This is a genomic window from Streptosporangium sp. NPDC006013 (assembly GCF_040614275.1).
Classification (GTDB): domain Bacteria; phylum Actinomycetota; class Actinomycetes; order Streptosporangiales; family Streptosporangiaceae; genus Streptosporangium.
Genome location: NZ_JBEXUE010000152.1, coordinates 1 through 20,141, shown reverse-complemented (window position 1 = coordinate 20,141; position 20,141 = coordinate 1). Strand labels below are relative to the sequence as shown.

19 protein-coding genes and 1 pseudogene are annotated in these 20,141 nt (G+C 69.9%); 12 read left to right on the top strand and 8 right to left on the bottom strand.

Translation table 11 applies throughout. The features are described from left to right. On the top strand, window positions 1-1,420 hold a 1,420-nt coding region (locus ABZ260_RS23110; protein WP_355621136.1), incomplete at its 5' end, for a glycoside hydrolase family 2 TIM barrel-domain containing protein. Window positions 1,421-1,482: 62 nt separating this feature from the next. On the opposite strand, the gene ABZ260_RS23105 is transcribed toward ABZ260_RS23110, so the two are convergent. The 3 genes from ABZ260_RS23105 to ABZ260_RS23095 form a co-directional block, all read right to left on the bottom strand. Beyond that, window positions 1,483-2,814 (bottom strand): DUF2804 domain-containing protein, encoded by a 1,332-nt coding sequence (locus ABZ260_RS23105; protein ID WP_355621133.1) that lies wholly within the window; start codon window positions 2,812-2,814, stop codon window positions 1,483-1,485. A 104-nt stretch (window positions 2,815-2,918) separates the two neighbouring features. After that, on the bottom strand, window positions 2,919-4,094 hold the full coding sequence (locus ABZ260_RS23100) for a GDSL-type esterase/lipase family protein (RefSeq protein WP_355621130.1): 1,176 nt from the start codon (window positions 4,092-4,094) through the stop codon (window positions 2,919-2,921). A gap of 70 nt (window positions 4,095-4,164) precedes the next feature. After that, window positions 4,165-4,734 carry a TetR/AcrR family transcriptional regulator gene (locus ABZ260_RS23095; protein WP_350926913.1) on the bottom strand — a complete coding sequence of 190 codons (570 nt, stop codon included), beginning with the start codon at window positions 4,732-4,734 and terminating at the stop codon, window positions 4,165-4,167. 194 nt (window positions 4,735-4,928) lie between these two features. Here ABZ260_RS23095 and ABZ260_RS23090 point away from each other — a divergent pair. Together ABZ260_RS23090 and ABZ260_RS23085 are read left to right on the top strand one after the other, a co-directional pair. Continuing rightward, window positions 4,929-5,113, top strand: a pseudogene (locus ABZ260_RS23090) (SAM-dependent methyltransferase); the annotation flags it as partial. A 157-nt stretch (window positions 5,114-5,270) separates the two neighbouring features. Next, complete coding sequence (locus tag ABZ260_RS23085) at window positions 5,271-6,698, top strand: hypothetical protein (protein ID WP_355621127.1); 1,428 nt, start codon at window positions 5,271-5,273, stop codon at window positions 6,696-6,698. Window positions 6,699-7,385: 687 nt separating this feature from the next. Here ABZ260_RS23085 and trpA read toward each other — a convergent pair. The 3 genes from trpA to ABZ260_RS23070 all read right to left on the bottom strand — a co-directional run bounded on the left by trpA (window position 7,386) and on the right by ABZ260_RS23070 (window position 10,714). Further along, complete coding sequence (trpA, locus tag ABZ260_RS23080; RefSeq protein WP_355621124.1) at window positions 7,386-8,201, bottom strand: tryptophan synthase subunit alpha; 816 nt, start codon at window positions 8,199-8,201, stop codon at window positions 7,386-7,388. Continuing rightward, the gene (gene trpB, locus ABZ260_RS23075; protein WP_355621121.1) at window positions 8,198-9,442 is read right to left on the bottom strand and encodes a tryptophan synthase subunit beta; all 1,245 of its coding nucleotides are present in this window, start codon (window positions 9,440-9,442) and stop codon (window positions 8,198-8,200) included. The genes trpA and trpB overlap by 4 nt, the downstream gene beginning before the upstream one ends. 516 nt (window positions 9,443-9,958) lie before the next feature. Further along, window positions 9,959-10,714, bottom strand: coding sequence for a helical backbone metal receptor (locus ABZ260_RS23070; protein ID WP_355621118.1), 756 nt, complete (start codon window positions 10,712-10,714; stop codon window positions 9,959-9,961). 562 nt (window positions 10,715-11,276) lie between these two features. Here ABZ260_RS23070 and ABZ260_RS23065 point away from each other — a divergent pair. From ABZ260_RS23065 to ABZ260_RS23050, 4 genes are all read left to right on the top strand, one after another. After that, complete coding sequence (locus ABZ260_RS23065) at window positions 11,277-11,570, top strand: TetR/AcrR family transcriptional regulator C-terminal domain-containing protein (RefSeq protein WP_355621115.1); 294 nt, start codon at window positions 11,277-11,279, stop codon at window positions 11,568-11,570. Window positions 11,571-11,590: 20 nt separating this feature from the next. After that, a complete protein-coding gene (locus ABZ260_RS23060; protein ID WP_355621112.1) occupies window positions 11,591-11,761 on the top strand; it encodes a hypothetical protein in 171 nt (56 codons plus the stop codon). Between the two features lie 141 nt (window positions 11,762-11,902). Next, the gene (locus tag ABZ260_RS23055; protein WP_355621109.1) at window positions 11,903-12,451 is read left to right on the top strand and encodes an AAA family ATPase; all 549 of its coding nucleotides are present in this window, start codon (window positions 11,903-11,905) and stop codon (window positions 12,449-12,451) included. Between the two features lie 17 nt (window positions 12,452-12,468). Beyond that, window positions 12,469-12,741, top strand: a complete 273-nt coding sequence (locus ABZ260_RS23050; RefSeq protein ID WP_355621106.1) for a hypothetical protein — start codon at window positions 12,469-12,471, stop codon at window positions 12,739-12,741. Here the strand turns inward: ABZ260_RS23050 and ABZ260_RS23045 are convergent. After that, window positions 12,723-13,322, bottom strand: a complete 600-nt coding sequence (locus tag ABZ260_RS23045; RefSeq protein ID WP_355621103.1) for a dihydrofolate reductase family protein — start codon at window positions 13,320-13,322, stop codon at window positions 12,723-12,725. The two genes, ABZ260_RS23050 and ABZ260_RS23045, sit on opposite strands and share 19 nt — an antisense overlap. Further along, entirely contained in the window at window positions 13,319-14,185 is an 867-nt protein-coding gene (locus tag ABZ260_RS23040; protein WP_355621100.1) for a metalloregulator ArsR/SmtB family transcription factor, read from the bottom strand. Before ABZ260_RS23040 ends, ABZ260_RS23045 begins: the two co-directional genes overlap by 4 nt. A gap of 146 nt (window positions 14,186-14,331) precedes the next feature. Between ABZ260_RS23040 and ABZ260_RS23035 the strand changes: the two genes are divergently transcribed. The 5 genes from ABZ260_RS23035 to ABZ260_RS23015 all read left to right on the top strand — a co-directional run bounded on the left by ABZ260_RS23035 (window position 14,332) and on the right by ABZ260_RS23015 (window position 20,068). Further along, entirely contained in the window at window positions 14,332-14,967 is a 636-nt protein-coding gene (locus ABZ260_RS23035; protein WP_355621097.1) for a helix-turn-helix domain-containing protein, read from the top strand. After that, window positions 14,964-15,854, top strand: coding sequence for an ABC transporter ATP-binding protein (locus ABZ260_RS23030; protein WP_350965958.1), 891 nt, complete (start codon window positions 14,964-14,966; stop codon window positions 15,852-15,854). Before ABZ260_RS23035 ends, ABZ260_RS23030 begins: the two co-directional genes overlap by 4 nt. Continuing rightward, on the top strand, window positions 15,851-17,422 hold the full coding sequence (locus tag ABZ260_RS23025) for an ABC transporter permease (protein ID WP_355621093.1): 1,572 nt from the start codon (window positions 15,851-15,853) through the stop codon (window positions 17,420-17,422). The genes ABZ260_RS23030 and ABZ260_RS23025 overlap by 4 nt, the downstream gene beginning before the upstream one ends. Window positions 17,423-17,972: 550 nt before the next feature. Beyond that, window positions 17,973-18,422 (top strand): helix-turn-helix transcriptional regulator, encoded by a 450-nt coding sequence (locus tag ABZ260_RS23020; protein WP_355621090.1) that lies wholly within the window; start codon window positions 17,973-17,975, stop codon window positions 18,420-18,422. Window positions 18,423-18,535: 113 nt separating this feature from the next. Beyond that, entirely contained in the window at window positions 18,536-20,068 is a 1,533-nt protein-coding gene (locus ABZ260_RS23015) for a long-chain fatty acid--CoA ligase (RefSeq protein WP_355621088.1), read from the top strand. Window positions 20,069-20,141: the final 73 nt, after the last annotated feature.

Sequence of the window (20,141 nt, the reverse complement as noted above, 5' to 3'; positions counted from 1 at the left end):
TCACCAGCGGCGCCGACACCGGGCTCGACGTGGCCTTCGTCTCCGGTCAGTACGCCCAGGCGCTCACTGCGACATCACCGACACCCTGCGCGAGGGCCCTAACACGCTGGTCGTGGCCGTGCGGGACGACTCCGACACCGGGCACCACTCGCGCGGCAAGCAAAAGCTGCGCCGGGGCGGCATCTGGTACACCGCCCAGTCGGGCATCTGGCAGACCGTGTGGGCCGAGTGCGTGCCCGCCGTACACGTGGAGCGGCTCACGCTCGTCCCGCACCTGGACGCCTCGTGCGTCGAGGTGACGGTGCACGCCGCCTCGGGGCGGGCCGCCGTCGATATCCTCGCCGACGGCGAGGTGGTCGCGTCCGCCGAGGCGGACGCGGGCGTGCCGGTGCGGATCCCGATCCCGGACGTCCGCCCGTGGAGTCCCGAGGACCCGTATCTGTACGACGTGTCGGTGCGTCTCGGGGCCGACGGCGTACGCGGCTACGTCGGCATGCGCTCCTTCGGTGTCGGGCGCGACGCGGACGGCGTGCCCAGGCTGCTGCTCAACGGACGCCCCTACTTCCACGCCGGGGTCCTGGACCAGGGCTACTGGCCCGACGGCCTGTACACGCCGCCCTCCGACGAGGCCATGGTCCACGACATCGAGACCATGAAGCGGCTCGGCTTCAACATGCTGCGCAAGCACATCAAGATCGAGCCGATGCGCTGGTACCACCACTGCGACCGGCTCGGCATGCTCGTCTGGCAGGACATGGTGAACGGCGGCGGCCGCTATCACCCGCTGGTGATCACCGCGCCGGTGCTGACACCGCTGCGCCTCGACGACCGCCGCCACCGGTGGTTCGGGCGCGGCGACGCCGAGGGCCGCGAGCGGTTCGCAGCCGAGCTGCGGGAGACCGTCGAGCTGCTGCGCAACGTGGTGGGCCTGGCCGTGTGGGTGCCGTTCAACGAGGGCTGGGGCCAGTTCGACGCGGCGGGCGCCGCCGGGGAGCTCGCCGCGCTCGACCCCACCCGGACGGTCGACCACGCGAGCGGGTGGCACGACCAGGGCGCGGGCGACCTGCGGAGCCTGCACGTGTACTTCCGCCGTTTCCGCCCGCCCGCCGGGCGCGACGGGCGGGCGCTGGTCCTGTCGGAGTACGGCGGCTACTCGTTGCGCGTCGAGGGCCACACCTTCAACGACCGCGAGTTCGGCTACCGCAGATGCCGTACGGCGGCGCAGCTCGGCGGCGCGTTCGCCCGGCTGCACTACCGGCAGATCGTGCCCGCCGTGCCGCACGGCCTGAGCGCGACCGTCTACACCCAGCTCTCCGACGTCGAGGACGAGCTGAACGGCCTGCTCACCTACGACCGCGAGGTGCTCAAACTCCCCGCCGACCTGGTGCGGACCGTCAACGGGCGGCTCCGGCTGGGCTGAACCCGGCCGGCGCCGGACGGCCGTCCCGGCCGGTCCCATCGGGCGGGCGGCATGGCCGGGCCTCACCAGCGCTGGCGGGCCTCCTCGGCCCAGCCGACCAGACCGTCGAGGTCGACCCATTCGCCCTCGTCGGTCCGGGCGCGGCCGGAGAAGTGGCCGAAGCACTGGTGGGTCTCGCTGCCCACCACACCCAGCTCGGTGCGCGAGATCTTCTCGTGGAACGGGTGGAAGACCACCTCCACCCCGGGACCGGTCATCCGCCAGGGCCGCATCCAGTCGCGCCGGTCGTACACCCAGGCCAGCTCGTCGCCGATCTTGTGCATCCGCCCGTCGACGAACAGCGCGTTCTCCGTCGAGCGGGTGCCGTCGGTCCACTTGCCGCCGAGCTGGATCGCCCGCCCCGGCGCGCTGCCCGCCGCCCAGTTCCAGGTGATCGAGTACGGCCAGCGGCCCCGTCCGTGGTCGAGCACCGCGAAGGAGGTCGCCTCGTCGAGGACGTGCCGGGTCCCCCCGACGGTCAGCGTGCCGCGCACCGGCCTGCCGACGTCCTTGACCGTGTACTGGAACCTCCGGGCGCTCCACGGGACGACCACGCCGAGCGACTCGTGCCCCTCCGGCAGCGGCACCTCCACGTCGAGCCGCACCCCGGGCACGGCGGCCCGCAGCGAGGTGCCCTCGGGGCGCTGGTCGATGTCGATGCGCAGGCCCGGACCGCGTACCGACGCCCGGCCCGCGCCGCTGCGGTCCGGTAGCACCGCGCCGCGTGCCAGCGGCACGACCACGTCCTTGGTGATCTCCGCGCTGGTCGCGCGGTCGAGCACGTAGACGCCGTGCACGCCCGCGTAGTCGAGCGACGAGGCCACCAGCCCGACGATGTGGCCGGGGGTGACGATGCCCCAGTACTCCCAGCGTTTGGTCCTGCCCCAGCCGCGCAGGTTCGCGCGGTGCAGCGGGCGCCTGCTCCAGCCGACCGCGTCGGGGTTGAGGCGTCCGTCGGGCAGGCACAGATCGACGGGGGCGGTGATCTCCCGCTCGTGGGTCGGCATAGCCAGAGGGTAGTGGCGCACGGCCGGGGCTCCCGCCCCGGGGCGGGCGTACGCCGCTCCGGAACGGGGCACGCGGCGCGCGGGCACCACCGGTGCGGCCTCCCCGTCGGACCGGCCGTGGCCGGTCGTCCGCCGAAGGGCCGCCGTGAGGTTCGGTGCACAACCGGGGTCGGCGGCGTTGCTGTCCCGGCGGACCTTGATCACGCGTTCCTCGGCGTAGGTCCTGATGGGGTGGATCTCTCGGGACGGCTGGGCGGCCTGGGCCGGCAGCCAGGCGGGGGGAGTAGCCGCCGCCTCGGTGGGCGACAGGGGAGAGCTGTGGTCTGGGGACCCCCTCCTGGCCCGCATCGATGCCTACCCGATGCGGTGGTCGTGCAACGAGTACAAGCGGCTACGGAGCCGGAAGAAGGCCCGGCCCGGCGGGAGAGGGGCGAGCACGGCCGTGATTCCGGTCAGCCGGTCCTGGTGGCGAACGGGCCGCCGGCGCCGAACGCGAGCCGCGCGAAGTTCTCGCCGATGCGGCGGTGTCCTGCGGGGTCAGGGTGGACCTCGTCGGGCAGCGGCAGTTCGGCGTAGTCCGTCTCGCCGTAAAGGTCGCGGCCGTCGAGGTAGTGCAGGTTCGGGTCGTCAGCCGCCCGCTGTTCGACGATCCGGGCGAGTTCGTCGCGGATGACGTTGAGCGTCAGACGCCCGGTGGCGCGTTCGGCCGGGTCGCCCGTGGCCTTGAACCGCAAGGTCCCGCCGTCGAAGTCGGGCGCGAGGGGGCCGGGGGTGTCCTCCTGGACCGGGCACAGGATGGAGGACACGACCAGCAGCGGCGTGGTCGGATGCCCATCGCGGATGGTGTCGAGGAAGCCATGGGCCGCAGGGGTGAAGGCGCGCAGGCGCATCACGTCGGTGTTGACGACATTGATGCCGATCTTGACGCTGATCAGGTCCGCGGGGGTGTCCCGCATCGCGCGGGCGGTGAACGGGTCGAGCAGCGCGCTGCCGCCGAATCCCAGATTGACCAGTTCCACTCCGCCCTGGGCGGCGGCCAGGGCCGGCCAGATGGCGGTCGGGTGGGTGGCGTTCGAGCCGTGGCTGATGGAACTGCCGTGGTGCAGCCACACCCTGCGCCTGCTGTCCGGTGCCGGCTCGACCGGGGCGTCGGTGCGCAGGGCGATCAGCTCGGTGATCTCGGTATGAGGAAGCCAGATCTCGACGTCCTTGTCACGCGCGGGCAGACCGGTGAACCGGGCGGTGCCGTGAGGTCCTTCGCGCAGTTCGACGGACTGGGCGGCCATGTCGATCGTGCGGACCTTGCCGCCGGTCACCGTGGTCTGGGCAGTGAGACGGCCGTCGACCAGCAGGTCGTATACGCCGTCCGCCGGGGTCGGGAGACCTCGGTAGGCCCTCTTGGTGGGCAGCGTGTCCAGGTCGATGATGGTGGCCCGGGTGCGGAAGGCCAACCGCACGCCGGACGACTGGGCCTCGGCCACGGCCAGTTGGTCGTCAGGGATCTGCCGACGAGCCCGAGCGGGCAGCCGGTGCGGCAGCAGGCCGTGCGCCGTGCGTTCCACGTCGAGGACGCCGCGCAGGATGTCCGCGGTGACGGGTGTGGTGATCCAGTCGTGCTCGGTGTTCATTGCCTCAGCCTGTTGATCAAGATTTTCGGATTGTTCGGATGCGCCGGTGCGCGGCGCGGCCCCCTGACGGTCAGGGGGCGGTCCAGTTCCGCAGCAGGGCGTCCAGGGAATCCACGATCCAGGACCAGGATTCCTGCGGATCGACTGCGGTATGGCTGAAGCCTCCGCCCATCTCCAGGCTGACGTAGCCATGAAAGACGCTGCCCAGCATCCGGACCGCGTGCGTCTGGTCCGGCTCCGTCAGGTCGTAGCCGCGCAGGATCGCCCGTGTCATCTGCGCATGCCTGACACCGGCGCTGGCGGCCGCCGTCTTGGGGTCGAGCCTGAGCTGGGCGGCGGCGTAGCGGCCGGGGTGCTCCCGGGCGTAGTCGCGGTAGACGTTCGCGAAGGCGGCCAGGGCGTCCTTGCCGGCGCGCCCGGCCAGGGCGGCGGCGACCCGGTCGGCGAGTTCCTCCAGGGCGAACAGGGCGATCCTGGTCTTGAGGTCCTGGGAGTTCTTCAGATGCGAGTACAGACTCGCGACCTTGACGTCGAACCGCCGGGCGAGCGCCGAGACGGTCACCTGGTCGAAGCCGACCTCGTCGGCCAGTTCAGCCCCCGCCCGGGTCAGGCGTTCCGTGGTCAGTCCTGCTCGAACCATAACCTTCCTCCCATTTGGCGAAGCCCATTATGCATTTGCCTAATGGATTTAGGCAAATTAGCCTGCCGTTCACGAAGCCGCCGAATGAGCGGGAGATCCGTACCGCGTTCGTGAACCGCACCAAGGGCGGAGCGAAGCGCCTGAGTGACCACCTGGAGCTGGTCGCCAAGTACCTGGGCTGGAAGAACCACCACGTCGGCACCGGCCTGCCGGCCGTCGACAACACTCACCGGATCGCGCAGCGCGTCGCCCCGAATCCCGCGTCGTCCACGTCGACAACGACCTGCTGGTGCTCGTGCACGCCCGTGCCCTGCTCACCCGCGGCTCCGAAGACGTCACCGACTACATCGACGCGATTTTGCACGATGCCGCCGCACTCGACACGGGCTGAGCCATGAGACAGACCACGTAGGGCCGAATGAGGCAACGGCTCCGCCCGGTCGCAGAGCCGGTCGCGAGAGGTCATACCGGGGTGGCACACGACCTTGGACATTGGGTCGATGCTCTGGTGGGGACCGCTCTACCACGATGATCACATGACTGCGACCATATTCGGCCTGTCCCTCGCAGAGCTCCTGGCCCTGGCGGCCGCCGTCGTGCTGTTGCTGGCCCGCTGGCTGCCGCCCGACGCGCGCCGACCCTCGACGCTGGCCGGTGCGGCGGTCCTCGCGGTGTCCACGGTCGCGCTGGTCGTGCTCGGGATCCGCTGGCAACTCGTACCCGTCCTCGCGGGCGGGGCCATCGCGCTGGTGTTCGCCACTCCCTTGCTGAGGCGGCGTGCCGGACGGCCCGCGCGGCGGGCTCGGTGGTGGCTGGCCCTGCCGGGGTCGGTGGCGTGCCTGGCCCTGATCCTCGCGGGCGTGGCGGCGGCGTGGGCGCTGCCCCTGCCCGTATTCCCTAAACCATCAGGCGTGTACGCCGTCGGCACCACCGTCGTGCAGTGGACCGACCCCGATCGCGCGGAAATCGCCACGTCCCGGCCCGACGACAAGCGGACGGTCGTCGTCCAGCTCTGGTATCCCGCGCAGGGCGGCCCTCTGGCCGTCCGGCGGGCGCGCTACCTCGGCCGTACGGCGCAGGAGGCGCGGCTCGTCGCCCGCGGTGAGGCCGACTACCTCGGCATTCCGGGCTTCATGCTCGACGAGCCGGCGCGCGCCCGCACGCACTCGGTGTCCGACGCCCCGGTGGCCGGCGCAGGCGGCGGCTTCCCCGTGGTGCTGTTCTCGCCCGGGCTCGGCGGCGTGCGTACCCAGAACACCGCCTGGGCCGAGGAACTGGCCAGCCGCGGGTACGTCGTGGCGGCCCTCGACCACCCGTACGACTCGGCCGTCGTCGCCCTCGCCGACGGCCGGACGATCCACACCCGGCTCGCGGCCACCGGCGACCCGGTGCAGGACGAGAGGCTCGCGGCCGGGTGGACGGCGGTCAGGGCCGCCGACCTCAGCTTCGTCCTCACCCAACTCGGCCGCCTGGACCGCGGTGAGATCCCGGGCCTGCTGACCGGGCGGCTCGACACCCGCCGGGCCGCGGCTACCGGCCATTCCCTCGGGGGTGCCGCCGCCCTGCAGGCCGCCCGCCAGGACCCCCGGTTCGCGGCCGTCATCGACCTGGACGGCTTCCCCCGCGATCCCGCACCGCGATCGTTCCACCAGCCTGTGCTCGCGCTCACCCACGACGTCAAGCCGGGCGAGAATCCGGACTACATCCCCCGCCTCACACGGGTGCTCCGGCTCAGCACGGCGACGGGCTACCGGCTCACCGTCCCCGGCGCGGCACACCTCACCTTCACCGACGCCCCGCTCTACCTGCCGCCCCTGCCCGCGCTCGTCGGCTCCCTAGGCCGAACCGCCGGGCCGCGGCTCACCGCGGCGGCCACCGCTGCCTTCCTGGACGCCACACTCCGCGGCAAACCTGGCGACCTGGCCGCGGCCCTATCCAGGTACGGCCACCTGACCGTCCAGTAGGAGCAGCGCCGTCGGCTGAGGCAACTCGGGGACCCGATGGTCCAGAACTCCCGAAGCCCCGGCGAGGGGCAAGGCAGGGGATCGTTGCGGTCAGCCAGTGGGCAGTCCGACGCGAGCGGTCTGAGCGCCGGCCTCGAGTTGCGGGCGCGGGCGTGGCGGATCTGCTCGGCAGAGGTTTCCCCCCGGTCCACGAGCACCCTGCGGGTCGAGCGGCAGGAGGACCGCTCGATGGTGACGCCGACTCGACGCGCCATGGTCGAGGCGCTCCTCAGTTATTAATCTACATTGTAAAGGTGCCCGTTCGGTTTCACCATAAAAATCCACAACGACATACCACCGAGGTGGCGACAGGCTTTTCCGGAGTACCGCAGGCCGATGCTTTCGCCTTTGACCCTCCTGGCAGCGGCTGGAGCACCTGCAGCGCACTACTGGCCGCGCCGCCACAGCGTGACCAGGACCTGTATCGCGTGTGAGGTGGAACGAGCGAGGTCTCCGGTAGGTGATCCCAGTGGTAACGACGCGGGAAACAACGGATACGCAGGTCAGCGGCCCACCTTCCAAGCTGTGTCCGAAGCTCCTTAAGGGAGCTCTGACCTGCGTATCCGTTGAAAATCTCGCCGATACCACCGGGACCTCTCCCCGGTTCACCCGTACGGGGCAAGCGCCCTCGGTCCCCGCGGGCCTCTGCTACACGTTCCTGCGCACACCCTTGGCGAGCTCGGCCGTGAGCGTCCGGACCGCCGCGAGCCCGGCCGCCTCGTCGGGTGCGTCGAGCATCGCCTTGACGAAGGCGGAACCGACGATCACACCGTCCGCGAAGCCCGCGACCTCGGCGGCCTGCTCGGCGTTGGAGATGCCGATGCCGACGCAGACCGGGAGTTCGGTGGTCGCCCTGGTGCGTCGCACCAGGGCGACCGCGGCCTCTCCGACGGAGGCGCGGGTGCCGGTGACCCCCATCAGCGAGGCGGCGTACACGAATCCCGAACCGGCCGCGGTGATCTCCTTCAGCCGCTTGTCCTTGCTGCTCGGCGCGACGACGAAGACGGTGGCCAGGCCTTGCTTCTCGGCGTGCTCGCGCCAGGTCGCGGATTCCTGGACGGGCAGGTCGGACAGGATGCAGCCCGCGCCGCCGGCCTCGGCGAGTTCGGTGGTGAAGCGTTCGATGCCGTAGCGGTCGATCGGGTTCCAGTACGTCATCACCAGGACGGGCTTGCCCGTGGCGGCGTGTGCCTCGCGGACGGTGCGCATCACGTCGGCGATCTTGAGGCCGCCGCGCAGGGCGATGTCGTCGGCGGTCTGGACGACCGGTCCGTCGAGCACCGGGTCGCTGTGCGGCAGGCCGACCTCGACGACGTCCGCGCCGGATTCGAGGACCGCCTTGACCGCCTCGATGCCACCGTCGACGGTCGGGAAGCCGGCCGGGAAGTAGGCGATGAGCGCAGCGCGGCCCTCGGACCTGGCCTGGGCGAGGGTGTCGCTCAACAGCTGGATATTGCCACTCACTTCGACTCTCCTTCGGCGGCGTCGTACAGCCCGAAGTAACGGGCGGCCGTGTCCATGTCCTTGTCGCCGCGCCCGGACAGGTTGACGATGATCAGCCCGTCCTTACCGAGCTCCTTGCCGACTTCGAGGGCCCCGGCGAGCGCATGCGCGCTCTCGATCGCCGGGATGATGCCCTCGGTCCGCGAAAGCAGCCGAAACGCCCGCATCGCCTCATCGTCGGTGACCGGACGGTACTCGGCGCGGCCGATGTCCCTCAGATACGCGTGCTCGGGCCCGATGCCCGGATAGTCCAGACCGGCCGAGATCGAGCAGGGCTCGGTGATCTGGCCCTCCTCGTCCTGCAGGACATACGACCGCGAACCGTGCAGGATGCCCGGCTCGCCCGCGGACAGCGAGGCCGCGTGCTCACCGCTCTCCACGCCGTGCCCGGCGGCCTCGCAGCCGATGAGACGTACGCCGCTGTCGGGAAGGAAGCCGTGGAAGAGACCGAGTGCGTTCGACCCGCCGCCGACGCAGGCGATGGCCGCGTCCGGCATCCGCCCGGCCCGCTCCAGGATCTGGCGGCGGGCCTCTATGCCGATGACGCGGTGAAAGTCGCGCACCATGCCCGGGAAGGGATGCGGTCCCGCAGCCGTGCCGAAGACGTAGTGCGTCCGGTCGACGTTCGCGACCCAGTCCCTGAACGCCTCATTGATGGCGTCCTTGAGTGTGCGGGAACCGGACTTGACCGGGATGACCTCGGCGCCGAGCATCCGCATCCGGGCGACGTTGAGCGCCTGCCGCTCGGTGTCGATCTCGCCCATGTAGACGGTGCATTCGAGACCGAACAGCGCACAGGCCGTCGCGGTGGCGACGCCGTGCGAGCCGGCGCCGGTCTCCGCGATGACCCGGGGCTTGCCCATCCGTTTGGTGAGCAGGGTCTGCCCGAGCACATTGTTGATCTTGTGTGAGCCGGTGTGGTTCAGGTCCTCCCGCTTGAGGAAGACCCGCCCACCGCCGGCGTGCTCGGCGAATCGCGGTACCTCGGTGAGCGCACTCGGGCGCCCGGTGTAGTTGACGAGCAGATCCTCGAACTCCGCGACGAACGCGGGGTCGGCCTTGGCCTTCTCGTATTCGACGGCGACTTCGTCCACGGCGGCGACCAGGGCCTCCGGGATGAACTTGCCGCCGAACGCACCGAAATACCCTTCGGTGCTGGGGACTTGACCCTCCGGGGCCGGGATAAAGAATTCACTGAACATGCGACATGCTCCTACGCCGGGGCATACGCCCCGGATGTCTGGCTTGTGATGGTCACGGAACACGTATCCGCGCGGCGGGGTGGACGGGTCTTTTCCCCCGCCCCTTCCTGAAAGGCATGAGCCCACAAGCAGCCCGGCCGGCGTCTGAGGCCACTGCCGAAGGGCATGCCTGGAGAGCTGGGGCAGCGTCCCCAGTTTCGGGAAGGGCAGGGTGGGGGAGAAGAAATCCCCTCAGACACCCCGCGCAATGCGCGGCGCGCAAGGCCATCGCATCCCGTTGACCTGACCAGGATCGGAGCCGATCACGTACCGCACCCGGCGGCCGTGCACGCGCCGCGCAGGCGCCCGGCAGCCGCGAGGGCGGCAGCCGGCGGCAAGGCGGGCGGCAATGGGCACGACTGAAGTCTAACTCCTCTGGACCGGCTCCATCCGCTCCGTCGCTTAGACGGCCCCGTTCCCGCCGCGTCCGCCCAGAGGGGCGGGCGCGGTGTCATGGTCTATCCGCGGTGTTCCGGCTCATTGTGAATTCAGGGCGGTCCTCAGCACTCCGGGAGCCTGGAGCAGGGACGGTCCGTACCAGGTCAGGTGCCGGCCACTGACCAGCGCGGCCGGTATCGAGGGGAAGAAGCCGGGACCGTCGCGTTCGGTGAAACGGTAGGGCTCGTCGGGCAGGACGACGAGGTCGGCTCCCGCCGCCAGCAGTTCGGCCAGGGCGACCTTCGGGTAGCGCTCGGGATGGTCGACGTAGAGGTTGTGAATGCCCAGCTTGAGCAGCACATCGCCCGCGAAGGTGTCGCGGCCGAGGACCATCCAGGGTTTACGCCAGATGGGGATCACCGCCCTCCGCGCCTCGCCGACCGGAGGAGCCGACCACGCTCGCTCCGCGGCGGTGAGCCAATCCGGCTCGGGCAGGGCACAGGCGATCGTGAGCATCCGCCGCAGGGAGGCGAAGGCCTCCTCCAGGGTGCGGATCCTGGTCACCCAGACCGACACCCCGGCCGAGCGCAGCGCCTCCAGGTCTGCGGCGCGGTTCTCCTCCTCGTTGGCCAGCACGAGGTCCGGCCGCAGCCCGGCGACCGCGGCCAGGTCGGGGTTCTTGGTACCCCCGATCCGCCGCACCGCCAGGCCTGCCGGGTGGGTGCACCAATCCGTCGCGCCGACCAGCAGTTCGGGGGCGGTCTCGGCAAGCGACTCGGTGAGCGAGGGCACGAGCGACACCACGCGGCATACGTCGCCGCGCGGCGCGAGAGGAGCGCCGAGATCGTCGAACATCACCGATGTCCTCCGTTTACGAAAGCGGAACCGACCCGACCTCCAGCGAGCGCCTGAAAGAAGTCACCTTACCGCGACATATCCGGATGGGTGCGCGCAGTGGCGATCGAACAGGCGACCGCACGGACGACCGGGGGCGTGTGCCGCCTCCCGCGCGCTCGCGTCGTGCCCCTGTCCACCGGCCCGGCCGCCCACGACGCGGCGGGCATCACCCCAGCTCGGCCTGGGTCTACCGGATCTCGCTGACCAACGGATGTCCGCGTCGTTCTGTGGCCGAACGGCGACTGGCTGACCGTCGTGGTCGAGAACGGCCCGCCGACGCCGTCCCACGTGCCTCTGGCCGGTTCCGGGCTCGGCCTGATCGGCATGCGTGAGCGCGCCGCTCTGTTCGGCGGCACCCTGCGGGCGGGTCCCCGCGACGACCGCTGCCCCTCGCCCAGGGTGACGAACGGGAGTGGTGGCATGGTCCCGCTCTTCACGGAAGCCGGGTACCTCAGTGGTGTGGTCGCCGACCGTGAACGGTCAGCCGCGCACTCAACTAGGGCCGGAGTGGGCGACGGCGGTGACCCGCGTTTCGGGTTCGGGCACCCGCACGGCCTTGACCAGCTCGGTGCTGGACAGCTACATCTACGGGTTCACGCTCCAGGAGCTCAGCCTGCCCTTCACATCATCCGTTGGCCTCGAGGACGTGGCGGGCTCGATCCTGAAGCGGCTGCCCCGCGACGAGTTCCCGCACCTCGCCGAGATGATCGCCGACCGCGCCCTGAAACCTGGTTACGCGTACACCGAGGAGTTCGACGTCGGACTCGACCTGATCCTCGACGGACTGCAGCGACAGCGCGAAAGCCGGCGGTAACCCGTCAGCGGATCAGGGGGATGAGCGGCATCGAGGACCTCGAGAACTCCGAGCCCGGCGACCGGCGCATCGGCGGCCGGCCGCTGACCGCCCGCGAGTTGCGTGCGATCCTCGACGTGGAGCCGGAGGACCTCCGGCGCCGGCACCGCGCCCAGGAGCAGGACTTCAAACCACTCTCGCCACAGCTTTAAGATCGCTAGCCGGGGGACCTGGAGAGCTGCGGCGCCTACCTCAGCCGGGCGCTGTTCGTCCGCGATGGGATTGACTGGACGTCCATGCCGGCGCGATACACCGGCGGGCCGTCCAGCGTGCGAATGTGGGGAGCGTCACGAATGCGGATCGGAGTCTCCGGAGCGCACGGTACCGGGAAGACGACTCTCGTCGAGGAGCTGTGTGCGCGCCTCGCCGGCCACACACCAGTCGATGAGCCATACGTTCTGCTTGAGGAGGAAGGCTACGAGTTTGATTTTCCCCCATCGCCAGATGATTACCGGGCGCAGCTCACGCGATCCTTGCTTGAGCTGAGTTCACCCGCTACCAGGATTGTTTTCGATCGCACGCCGGTGGATTTTCTGGCCTACCTTGCCGTGCAGGGAGTCAACATCGAAACCGAGGCTGATCCCGCTGCCCTGCGGTCAGTTCTGGCAAGCCTGGATCTGCTGATAATGGTGCCGATCACGTACGACACCGAACAGGTGCTGCCTCGCCCGGAGATGCTCCGGCTCCGCCAGGCGGTGAACGACACACTGCTGGATCTGGTGTACAGCGACCCGCTGCAGGTGTTGGGCGATGTCCCAGTGATCGAGTTGACGGGTCCACTTGATGAGCGGCCTGAAGTCGTCCTGGCTGCGCTCCCCGACCATGGCCGGCCGACCGGCTGACCTCGCCCGCTTCGCTGGTGTACGTGCAAGTGCGGGAGCGCCTGGGCAGGAGGGCTACCGCCAAGCCTCCGGAGCCGGCATCAAAATCCACCGGCTCCGCCACGCCGCAGGCCAACATCCTCTTCTGCCGCCTGCCCCAGCAGGTCACCGAAGGACTCCTCCGCACGAGTGACCTCGCCTACGCCGCCTGGCTGGGGCTGCTCGGCGCCGACATCACTGTCGGGGCTCGGGCTTGGGCCTCCTCGCCGGCCGAGTGCGCCGATCGGCCGGTTCAGCGGACTCGGTCGTAGACCATGGCGATCTCGCCCAGCTCGCCGGTCTCCTGGTGTGTGAGCGTCCACTTCGACGCCGGCAGGCCGTCGTCGAACAGTCGCTGCCCACCCCCGGCGATCTCGGGGAAGATCATGAGGTACAACCGGTCGAGCAGGTCTGCCGAGAGGAGCGCCTTGATGACGCTCGCGCTGCTGTTGACGAGGATGTCGCCCTCACCGGTGGCCTTGAGTTCGGCGACGACGTCCGCGGCGGGGGCGTTCACCACGCGGGTGCGTTCCCACGGCGCTTCGGTCAAGGTGGTCGACAAGACCACCTTTTCCGCGTCGACCAGCCACTTCGCGTATCCGCGATCACGCGGATCGGCGTTCTCGTCTTCGGCGACCGACGGCCAGTACCCCATGAATCCCTCGGCATTGAGCCGGCCGAGCAGCGCCGTCGTCGCGCCCTCCCAGATACGGGTCATGTGGTCTCGCGCGACCTCGGTGGTCACATACGGGGCGAACGCCCCGAAATCGCTGGGCCCGCCGGGACCGTTGTAACGCCCGTCGAGGGTGAGGCTCAGGTTCGCGGTCACCCTGCGGCCGGTCGAGTTGGTCATTGCGTGCTCCTTGTGTCGGTGTCGTGCCCGGTGTCGTCGGTGCTGTCGGAATCCGCGGCGAGAGTCGCCGTGAGCTTGTCGAGGCTCTGGCCGAAGCCGATCTCGATGCCTGCGATGAAGTCCGCGGAGTCGACTGTGCTGTCGGTGATCCGGAAGTGGACGTCGAGATCTGTGCCGGTATCGGTGGGCCGGAGGCCCAGGTCGAGATGGGCGGTGAAGGCGAGACCGCCGTCGGGAAGCAGCGGGGAGAGCCGGTAGGCGAGGCGCTCACCGGGGCGTACGTCGTCGACGACCCCCTGCGCGCGCCCGGCGAGCAGGTCGGAGCCGTCGGCGTCCTCGGCATCGCGGTACTCATGGACGATCCGCCCACCCGGCCGCGCCTCGAAGACGAGCTCGGAGACGCGCAGGTCGTCGGGCGTCCACCAGCGGGCGAGCAGGGGGGCCTCGGTCAGGTGGCGCCAGACCAGCTCGGGGCGCCCCGTCAGCGACCGGAGGAACCTGAACGAGCGGTCGTCGGCCCACCCCGGCTCCTTCGCGGCGAGCCGCTCTGTGTGGAGGCTGAGCCCGTAGCGGTCGTAGGTCTCGCGCGAGCCACCGGCCTGGTCCGCGGTGTCGGCGAGCCGGCTGAGCGCAGCCGCCAACTCCCGCAGAGGACCGGGTTGGAGCGCGTAGATGCGGCGCTGGCCGGTGCGCTGGGAGGTGACGACGCCGGCGCGCTCAAGGGCCTGCAGGTGCTTGGTCGTCTGCGGCTGGCGCGCCTCGGCGAGCCTGGCGAGGACACCGACCGGGCGGGGCCGCTCGGCCAGCAGGCTCACGAGCCGCCAGCGGGCCGGGTCGGCCAGTGCGGTGAGGAGTGCGTCCATGGAAAAAGTATTCTCCATGGAGAATGTTCGTGTCAAGGAATATCTATCGCCGAAGCCGAACGGCTCGAGCGGGCCCGGTCGGCCGCGGTGGTGATCGTGCCGCATGGGACTGGACAGTTGACCAGCTTCCAATACATGGGTATAGCATGCCGGACATGCGACCAATATCTGAAGGGGATCTGACGGCGCGCGCCCGCATCCGCGATGTCGCGATGGCCTTGTTCGCCGAGCAGGGAGTCAAGGCCACCACGATCCGCGGGATCGCCGAAGCGGCCGGCGTCTCGCCCGGCCTGGTGCAGCACCATTTCGGCACCAAGGAGGAGCTGAGACAGGCTTGCGACGCCTATGTCCTCAGTTATGTTCGCGAGCAGGTCGGCGTGGGCGTCACCGGAGGCAACCTGGAAAGGCCGGAATTCATCGAGACCGTCCATCGGACCGCGCCGCCGCTGATGAAATACCTCGGCCGGGCGCTCGTGGACGGCTCGCCCGGAGCCGCCGCCATGTTCGACGAGCTCGTGAGCGTGACAGAGGACAATCTGGCCCGCGGCGACCACTCCGAGGCCGACCACCGCGCCCGCGCGACCCTGCTGACGGCGATGAAGCTGGGCATCACCGTGCTGCACGAGCATGTTTCCCGTGCGCTCGGCACGGACCTTTACGCCCCGCAGGGCGCGCTGCGCGTCGGCAAGGCCCAGCTCGACCTGATCAGACCGGAATTCCTCGGCCGCGAACTGTTCGAGCGGGCGCGGACGGGCCTGGAGAAGTTCGAGGGACAACAGTGAACGCCGCAGTGCGCACAGACGGCCTGATCAAGACCTTCGGCCAGACCAGGGCCCTGGCCGGGCTCGACCTCACCGTCAAGACGGGCGAGGTGCACGGCTTCCTCGGCCCCAACGGCGCGGGCAAAACCACCACGATCCGTATCCTGCTGGGCCAGATGCGCGCCGACGGCGGCCGGGTCGAGTTACTCGGCGGCGATCCCTGGCAGGACGCCACAGAACTGCACCGAAGGCTTGCCTACGTGCCCGGCGACGTCACGCTGTGGCCGTCGCTGACCGGCGGCGAGGTCATCGACCTGCTGGGCAGGGTACGCGGCGGCCTCGACCCCGGGCGACGCGCCGAGCTGCTAGAGCGCTTCGAGCTCGACCCGCGCAAGAAATGCCGCACCTACTCCAAAGGCAACCGGCAGAAGGTGGCGCTGGTGGCCGCTTTCGCCTCCGACGTGGAGCTGCTGGTGCTCGACGAGCCGACCTCAGGCCTTGACCCGCTGATGGAGACGCTCTTCAACGAGTGCGTCCTGCAAGAGAAGCGCAGCGGCCGCACCGTGCTGCTGTCCAGCCACATCTTGTCGGAGGTGGAGGCGTTGTGCGACCGTGTGAGCATCATCCGCGCCGGCCGTACCGTCGAATCCGGCAGCCTGGCCGACCTGCGTCATCTCACCCGTACCTCGGTGAGAGCCGAGCTGATCGGGCCCGCGCCCGGCCTGGCCACGCTGTCCGGCGTGCACGACCTCGCCGTGGACGGCACCCGGTTGCGCTGCCAGGTGGACGGCGACGCGCTCACGCCGGTGCTCGCCGAACTGGCCCGGGCCGGCGTGCGCACGCTTACCACCCACCCGCCGACGCTGGAGGAGCTGTTCCTGCGCCACTACGAGGGAGCCACGAGATGACCGGCACCTGGACACTGATCCGGCTCATCGTGCGCAGGGATCGCGTGCCGCTCCTGGTGTGGATCGCGATCAGCGCGGTGCTGCCGGCCGGCATCGCCTCCTCCACCACGGCCCTGTACACCGACCAGGCCGCCCGCGACTCCTTCGCGGCGGCCTCAATGAGCAATCCCGCGCAGTTGGCCACCCGCGGCCCCATCTACGACGCGAGCGTCGGTGGCCTGACCGCCTGGACGCTCGGCTCGTCCCTCGCGCTGATCGGCGGGCTGATCAGCATCCTGGTGATGATCAGGCACACCAGGGGTGAGGAGGAGACCGGCCGGCGGGAGCTGCTTTCCTCGGGCGTCGTCGGCCGCCACGCCCCGCTGGCCGCCGCACTCGCGGTCGTGCTCACCGCCAACCTGCTGCTGGGCCTGCTGGCGGTACCCGCCCTGGTCGGCAACGGTCTGCCCGCGGGCTCCTCCCTGCTGTTCGGGCTCTCCATCGCAGCGGGCGGCTGGGCGTTCGCGGCCGTGGCCGCCGTCACCGCGCAGCTCACCGCCGCATCCGGTACAGCACGCGGCATCGCGATCGCCACCGGCGGCCTGCTGTTCGCGCTGCGTTCGCTGGCCGACGCCGGCGGCATCCCATGGCTGGCGTGGCTGTCGCCGTTCGGCTGGGTCCGGCTGACCAAGCCCTACGCCGGCGATCAGTGGTGGGTGCTGGGGCTGATCGCGGTGTTCGTCGCCGCTCTGGCCGCGGCCGCGTTCGCGTTGTCCACGCGGCGTGACGTGGCCGGCGGCCTGGTTCCCGCTCGCCCCGGACCTGCTGCCGGGGCGCTGTCGGGCTCGTTCGGCCTGGCCGCTCGCCTGCACCGGGGCACGCTCGCGGGCTTCGCGATCGGTTTCGGCCTGATGGGCGCGCTGCTCGGCGTGGCGGCGCGCGGGCTGGACACCCAGTTGGACACGCCGCAGTTCCGGGAGCTGGCCGCGACCGTCGGCGGCGCCGACGCCCGCATCTCGGATGTGTTCTTCACCTTCGTGATGTACGTGCTCAGCCAGCTCGTCGCCGCAGCGGCGCTGGTGTCGGCGCTGCGGGCCCGTGGGGAGGAGGCGGCGGGCCGGGCGGAGCTGTTGCTGTCCACCCCGGTCGACCGGCTGCGTTGGGGGTTGAGCCACCTGACGTTCGCCATCGCGGGCCCCGCGCTGCTGCTGGCCGCGCTGGGTGCGGCGGCGGGTCTCAGCTACGACGGCGACATGGCCCGCGTCACCGCGGCCACGCTGGCCTACCTCCCCGCTGTCTGGACCGTGGTCGGGATCACGACGCTGCTGTTCGGCGTGCTGCCCCGGCTGGCGACCGCCGTGAGCTGGACCGTGCTCGGCCTCTTCCTGCTCGTGGACCTGCTGGCGGAGTTCAAGCTGGCCGGCGGATTCGTCCTGGAGCTGTCGCCGTTCGTGCATGTACCGGCGATGCTGCTGGGCGGCGCCTCGTCACCGGTGGTGCCGCTGCTTGGACTGACTGTGGTGGCGGGGGCCTTGACGGCGGCGGGGCTGGCGTTCCTGCGCCGCCGCGACCTGGCGCCTTCCACCTGAAGCCGTTCCTGGCGCACCGGGCAGGCCGAACGCATGACCAAAGATGCCGGCGTCAAGGGCGTTCACCTGCCCTGGCCCAGTCCACTTCTCCGGTGCCGTTGAGCGGAGCCCGAGATCAGCACCTTCACGAAAAGGGCTTCCGCCGCGACGATCAGAGGTTGAGGCAAACTCATCCGGAGAAGGAGGCGTGATGTCGCATCTCTGGCGCGGCTGGTGTTTACTCCGCCCTGGCGTCCTGCTGTACGGCGGAACCATCGGTACGACCCAGCTGCACGCACACCATGCGGTCCACCTGATCGTCTCCGCAGAGCCCTTCACCGTGGCCGATGCCCATGGCCGGCGGCTGACCACCCGGACCGCGGTCATTCCCCCCGACACCGGCCACGCCATACTCATGGGAGCTCGCGGGGCCCTGCTGGCTCAACTCGAACCCGGCAGTTCGCCAGGCCGTTCCCTTCTCACTCATTCGGGTGCGGGGGTCAACGCCTCGACCTGGGGTCCACCCTTCCCCCACCTCACGCAGGCCGGCCCGAGCCCGAGACACCGCCAGGTGGCGGCGCCGCTCACGTTCACGAAACCCCCGAACGGCCACGAACACTCCGTCGAGGCCGCGGCCGCCCTGAAGATCGTCGAGAACTGGACGGGCCAACGTAGTGCCGAAGAAATCCCGATTCACCCGGCGGTGGAGATGGCGATAGCCGTGATCCCCACTCTCCTGGTCGAGGGGCCGGTGCGTCTTGGCGTGGTTGCGGCCGCGGTGCACCTGTCTCCAAGCCGGTTGGCGCATCTGTTCAGCGCACAGGTAGGGATTCCACTGCGACCCTATGTGCGCTGGCAGCGCATTCAGCATGCGATCAGGCTGGTAGCCGCAGGAGAGACGTTGACGATGGCCGCCCACAGCGCCGGATTCACCGACGGGTCACATTTCACCCGGGTCTTCAGGCACAACTTCGGGACCGCACCCTCCACACTGGCCGCCGCCATCGACTGGCTGCCCTGAATCGACACGTTCGTACAAGCCCTGACCGCATCGGCGCCGCATCCTTGGGACGTACGAACGTCTCCCGAGACGCAGCCAGGGCAGGTATTCGAACCCCCGAGGAAAAGGTCGCGATGCTCAATCTGTCGATCATTCTGGAAGACAGCGCCCGCAATGCTCCAGACCGCACCGCCCTGGTCTTCGGCGACCTGCGTCTGCCGTACTCCATGGTGAACTCCATCGCGAACCAGGTGGCCAACCTCCTGATGGCCAGGGGAATCGGCAAGGGCGACAAGGTCGCACTGCTCTGCCCGAACCTGCCCTACTTCCCCTTCGTCTACTTCGGCATCCTCAAGGCCGGGGCGACCGTGGTCCCGCTCAATGTGCTGCTGCAGCCGCGCGAGATCGCCTACCACCTGACCGACAGCGACGCCAAGGCGCTCTTCTGCTTCGAGGGCTCCGAGCTGCCCATGGGCGCGCGCGGGCGGGAGGCCTTCGACGCCGCCGAGGGCTGCGAGCTCTTCTTCGTCCTGCCCGCCACGCCGCTGGCCACCGAGTCGGAGCACGGCGAATCGTTCTGGGCGGCGCTGGGCGGCATGTCCGGGGAGTTCGAGACGGTGCAGACCGAGCCGGACGACACCGCGGCCATCCTCTACACCTCTGGCACCACCGGTCAGCCCAAGGGCGCCGTGCTGACCCACATGAACATGCTGACCAACACCATCGTCAGCGACGAGATGTTTCCCACCGACCCCGAGGGCGACGTCTCATTCGCCGTGCTGCCGCTCTTCCACTCCTTCGGCCAGACCGCAGTCATGAATGTGAGCGTGCGCCGCCGCGCTACCCTCGTGCTCCAGCCGCGCTTCGAGCCCGGCGAGGCGCTGGAGCTCATGCGCAGGGAGAAGGTGACGATGTTCGCCGGGGTGCCGACGATGTTCTGGGCGCTGCTGTCGAAGATCCACGCCGATGGGGCCGAGGCGCCCTCGACGCTGCGGGTGGCGGTGGCGGGTGGGGCCTCCTGCCCGATCGAGGTGCTCAAGGACTTCGAGGGCACCTTCGGCATCCCGATCCTGGAGGGCTACGGCCTGTCGGAGACCTCCCCGGTGGCCAGCTTCAACCAGCTCGGGCGGCCCACCAAGCCCGGCACCATCGGCTTCCCCGTCTGGGGCGTGCAGATGCGGCTGGTGGACGACGGCTGGAACACCATCGAGGGCGAGGGGCCCGGCGAGATCGCCATCTGCGGGCACAACGTCATGAAGGGCTACTACGGGCGGCCCGAGGCCACCGAGGAGGTCATGCGGGACGGCTGGTTCCGCACCGGCGACATCGCCACTCGTGACGAAGACGGCTACTACGCCATCGTCGACCGCACGAAGGACATGATCATCCGGGGCGGCTTCAACGTCTACCCGCGCGAGCTGGAGGAGGTGCTGATGACGCACCCGGCGGTCTCGCTGGTGGCGGTGGTCGGTGTGCCCCACGACTCGCACGGCGAGGAGGTCAAGGCTTACGTCATCCCGGTGCCGGGCGCGACGGTGAGCGAGGACGAGCTCGTCGCCTGGTGCAAGGAGAACATGGCGGCCTACAAGTACCCGCGGATCATCGAGTTCCGCGAGAGCCTGCCGATGACGGCGACCGGCAAGATCCTCAAGCGCGAGCTGCGCTAGGTGTACTCAGCCATCAGGTCGGTGCCACACCGTAGCCGGTAGTTGATCAATACGCAGACCTCCGGATGTGGTG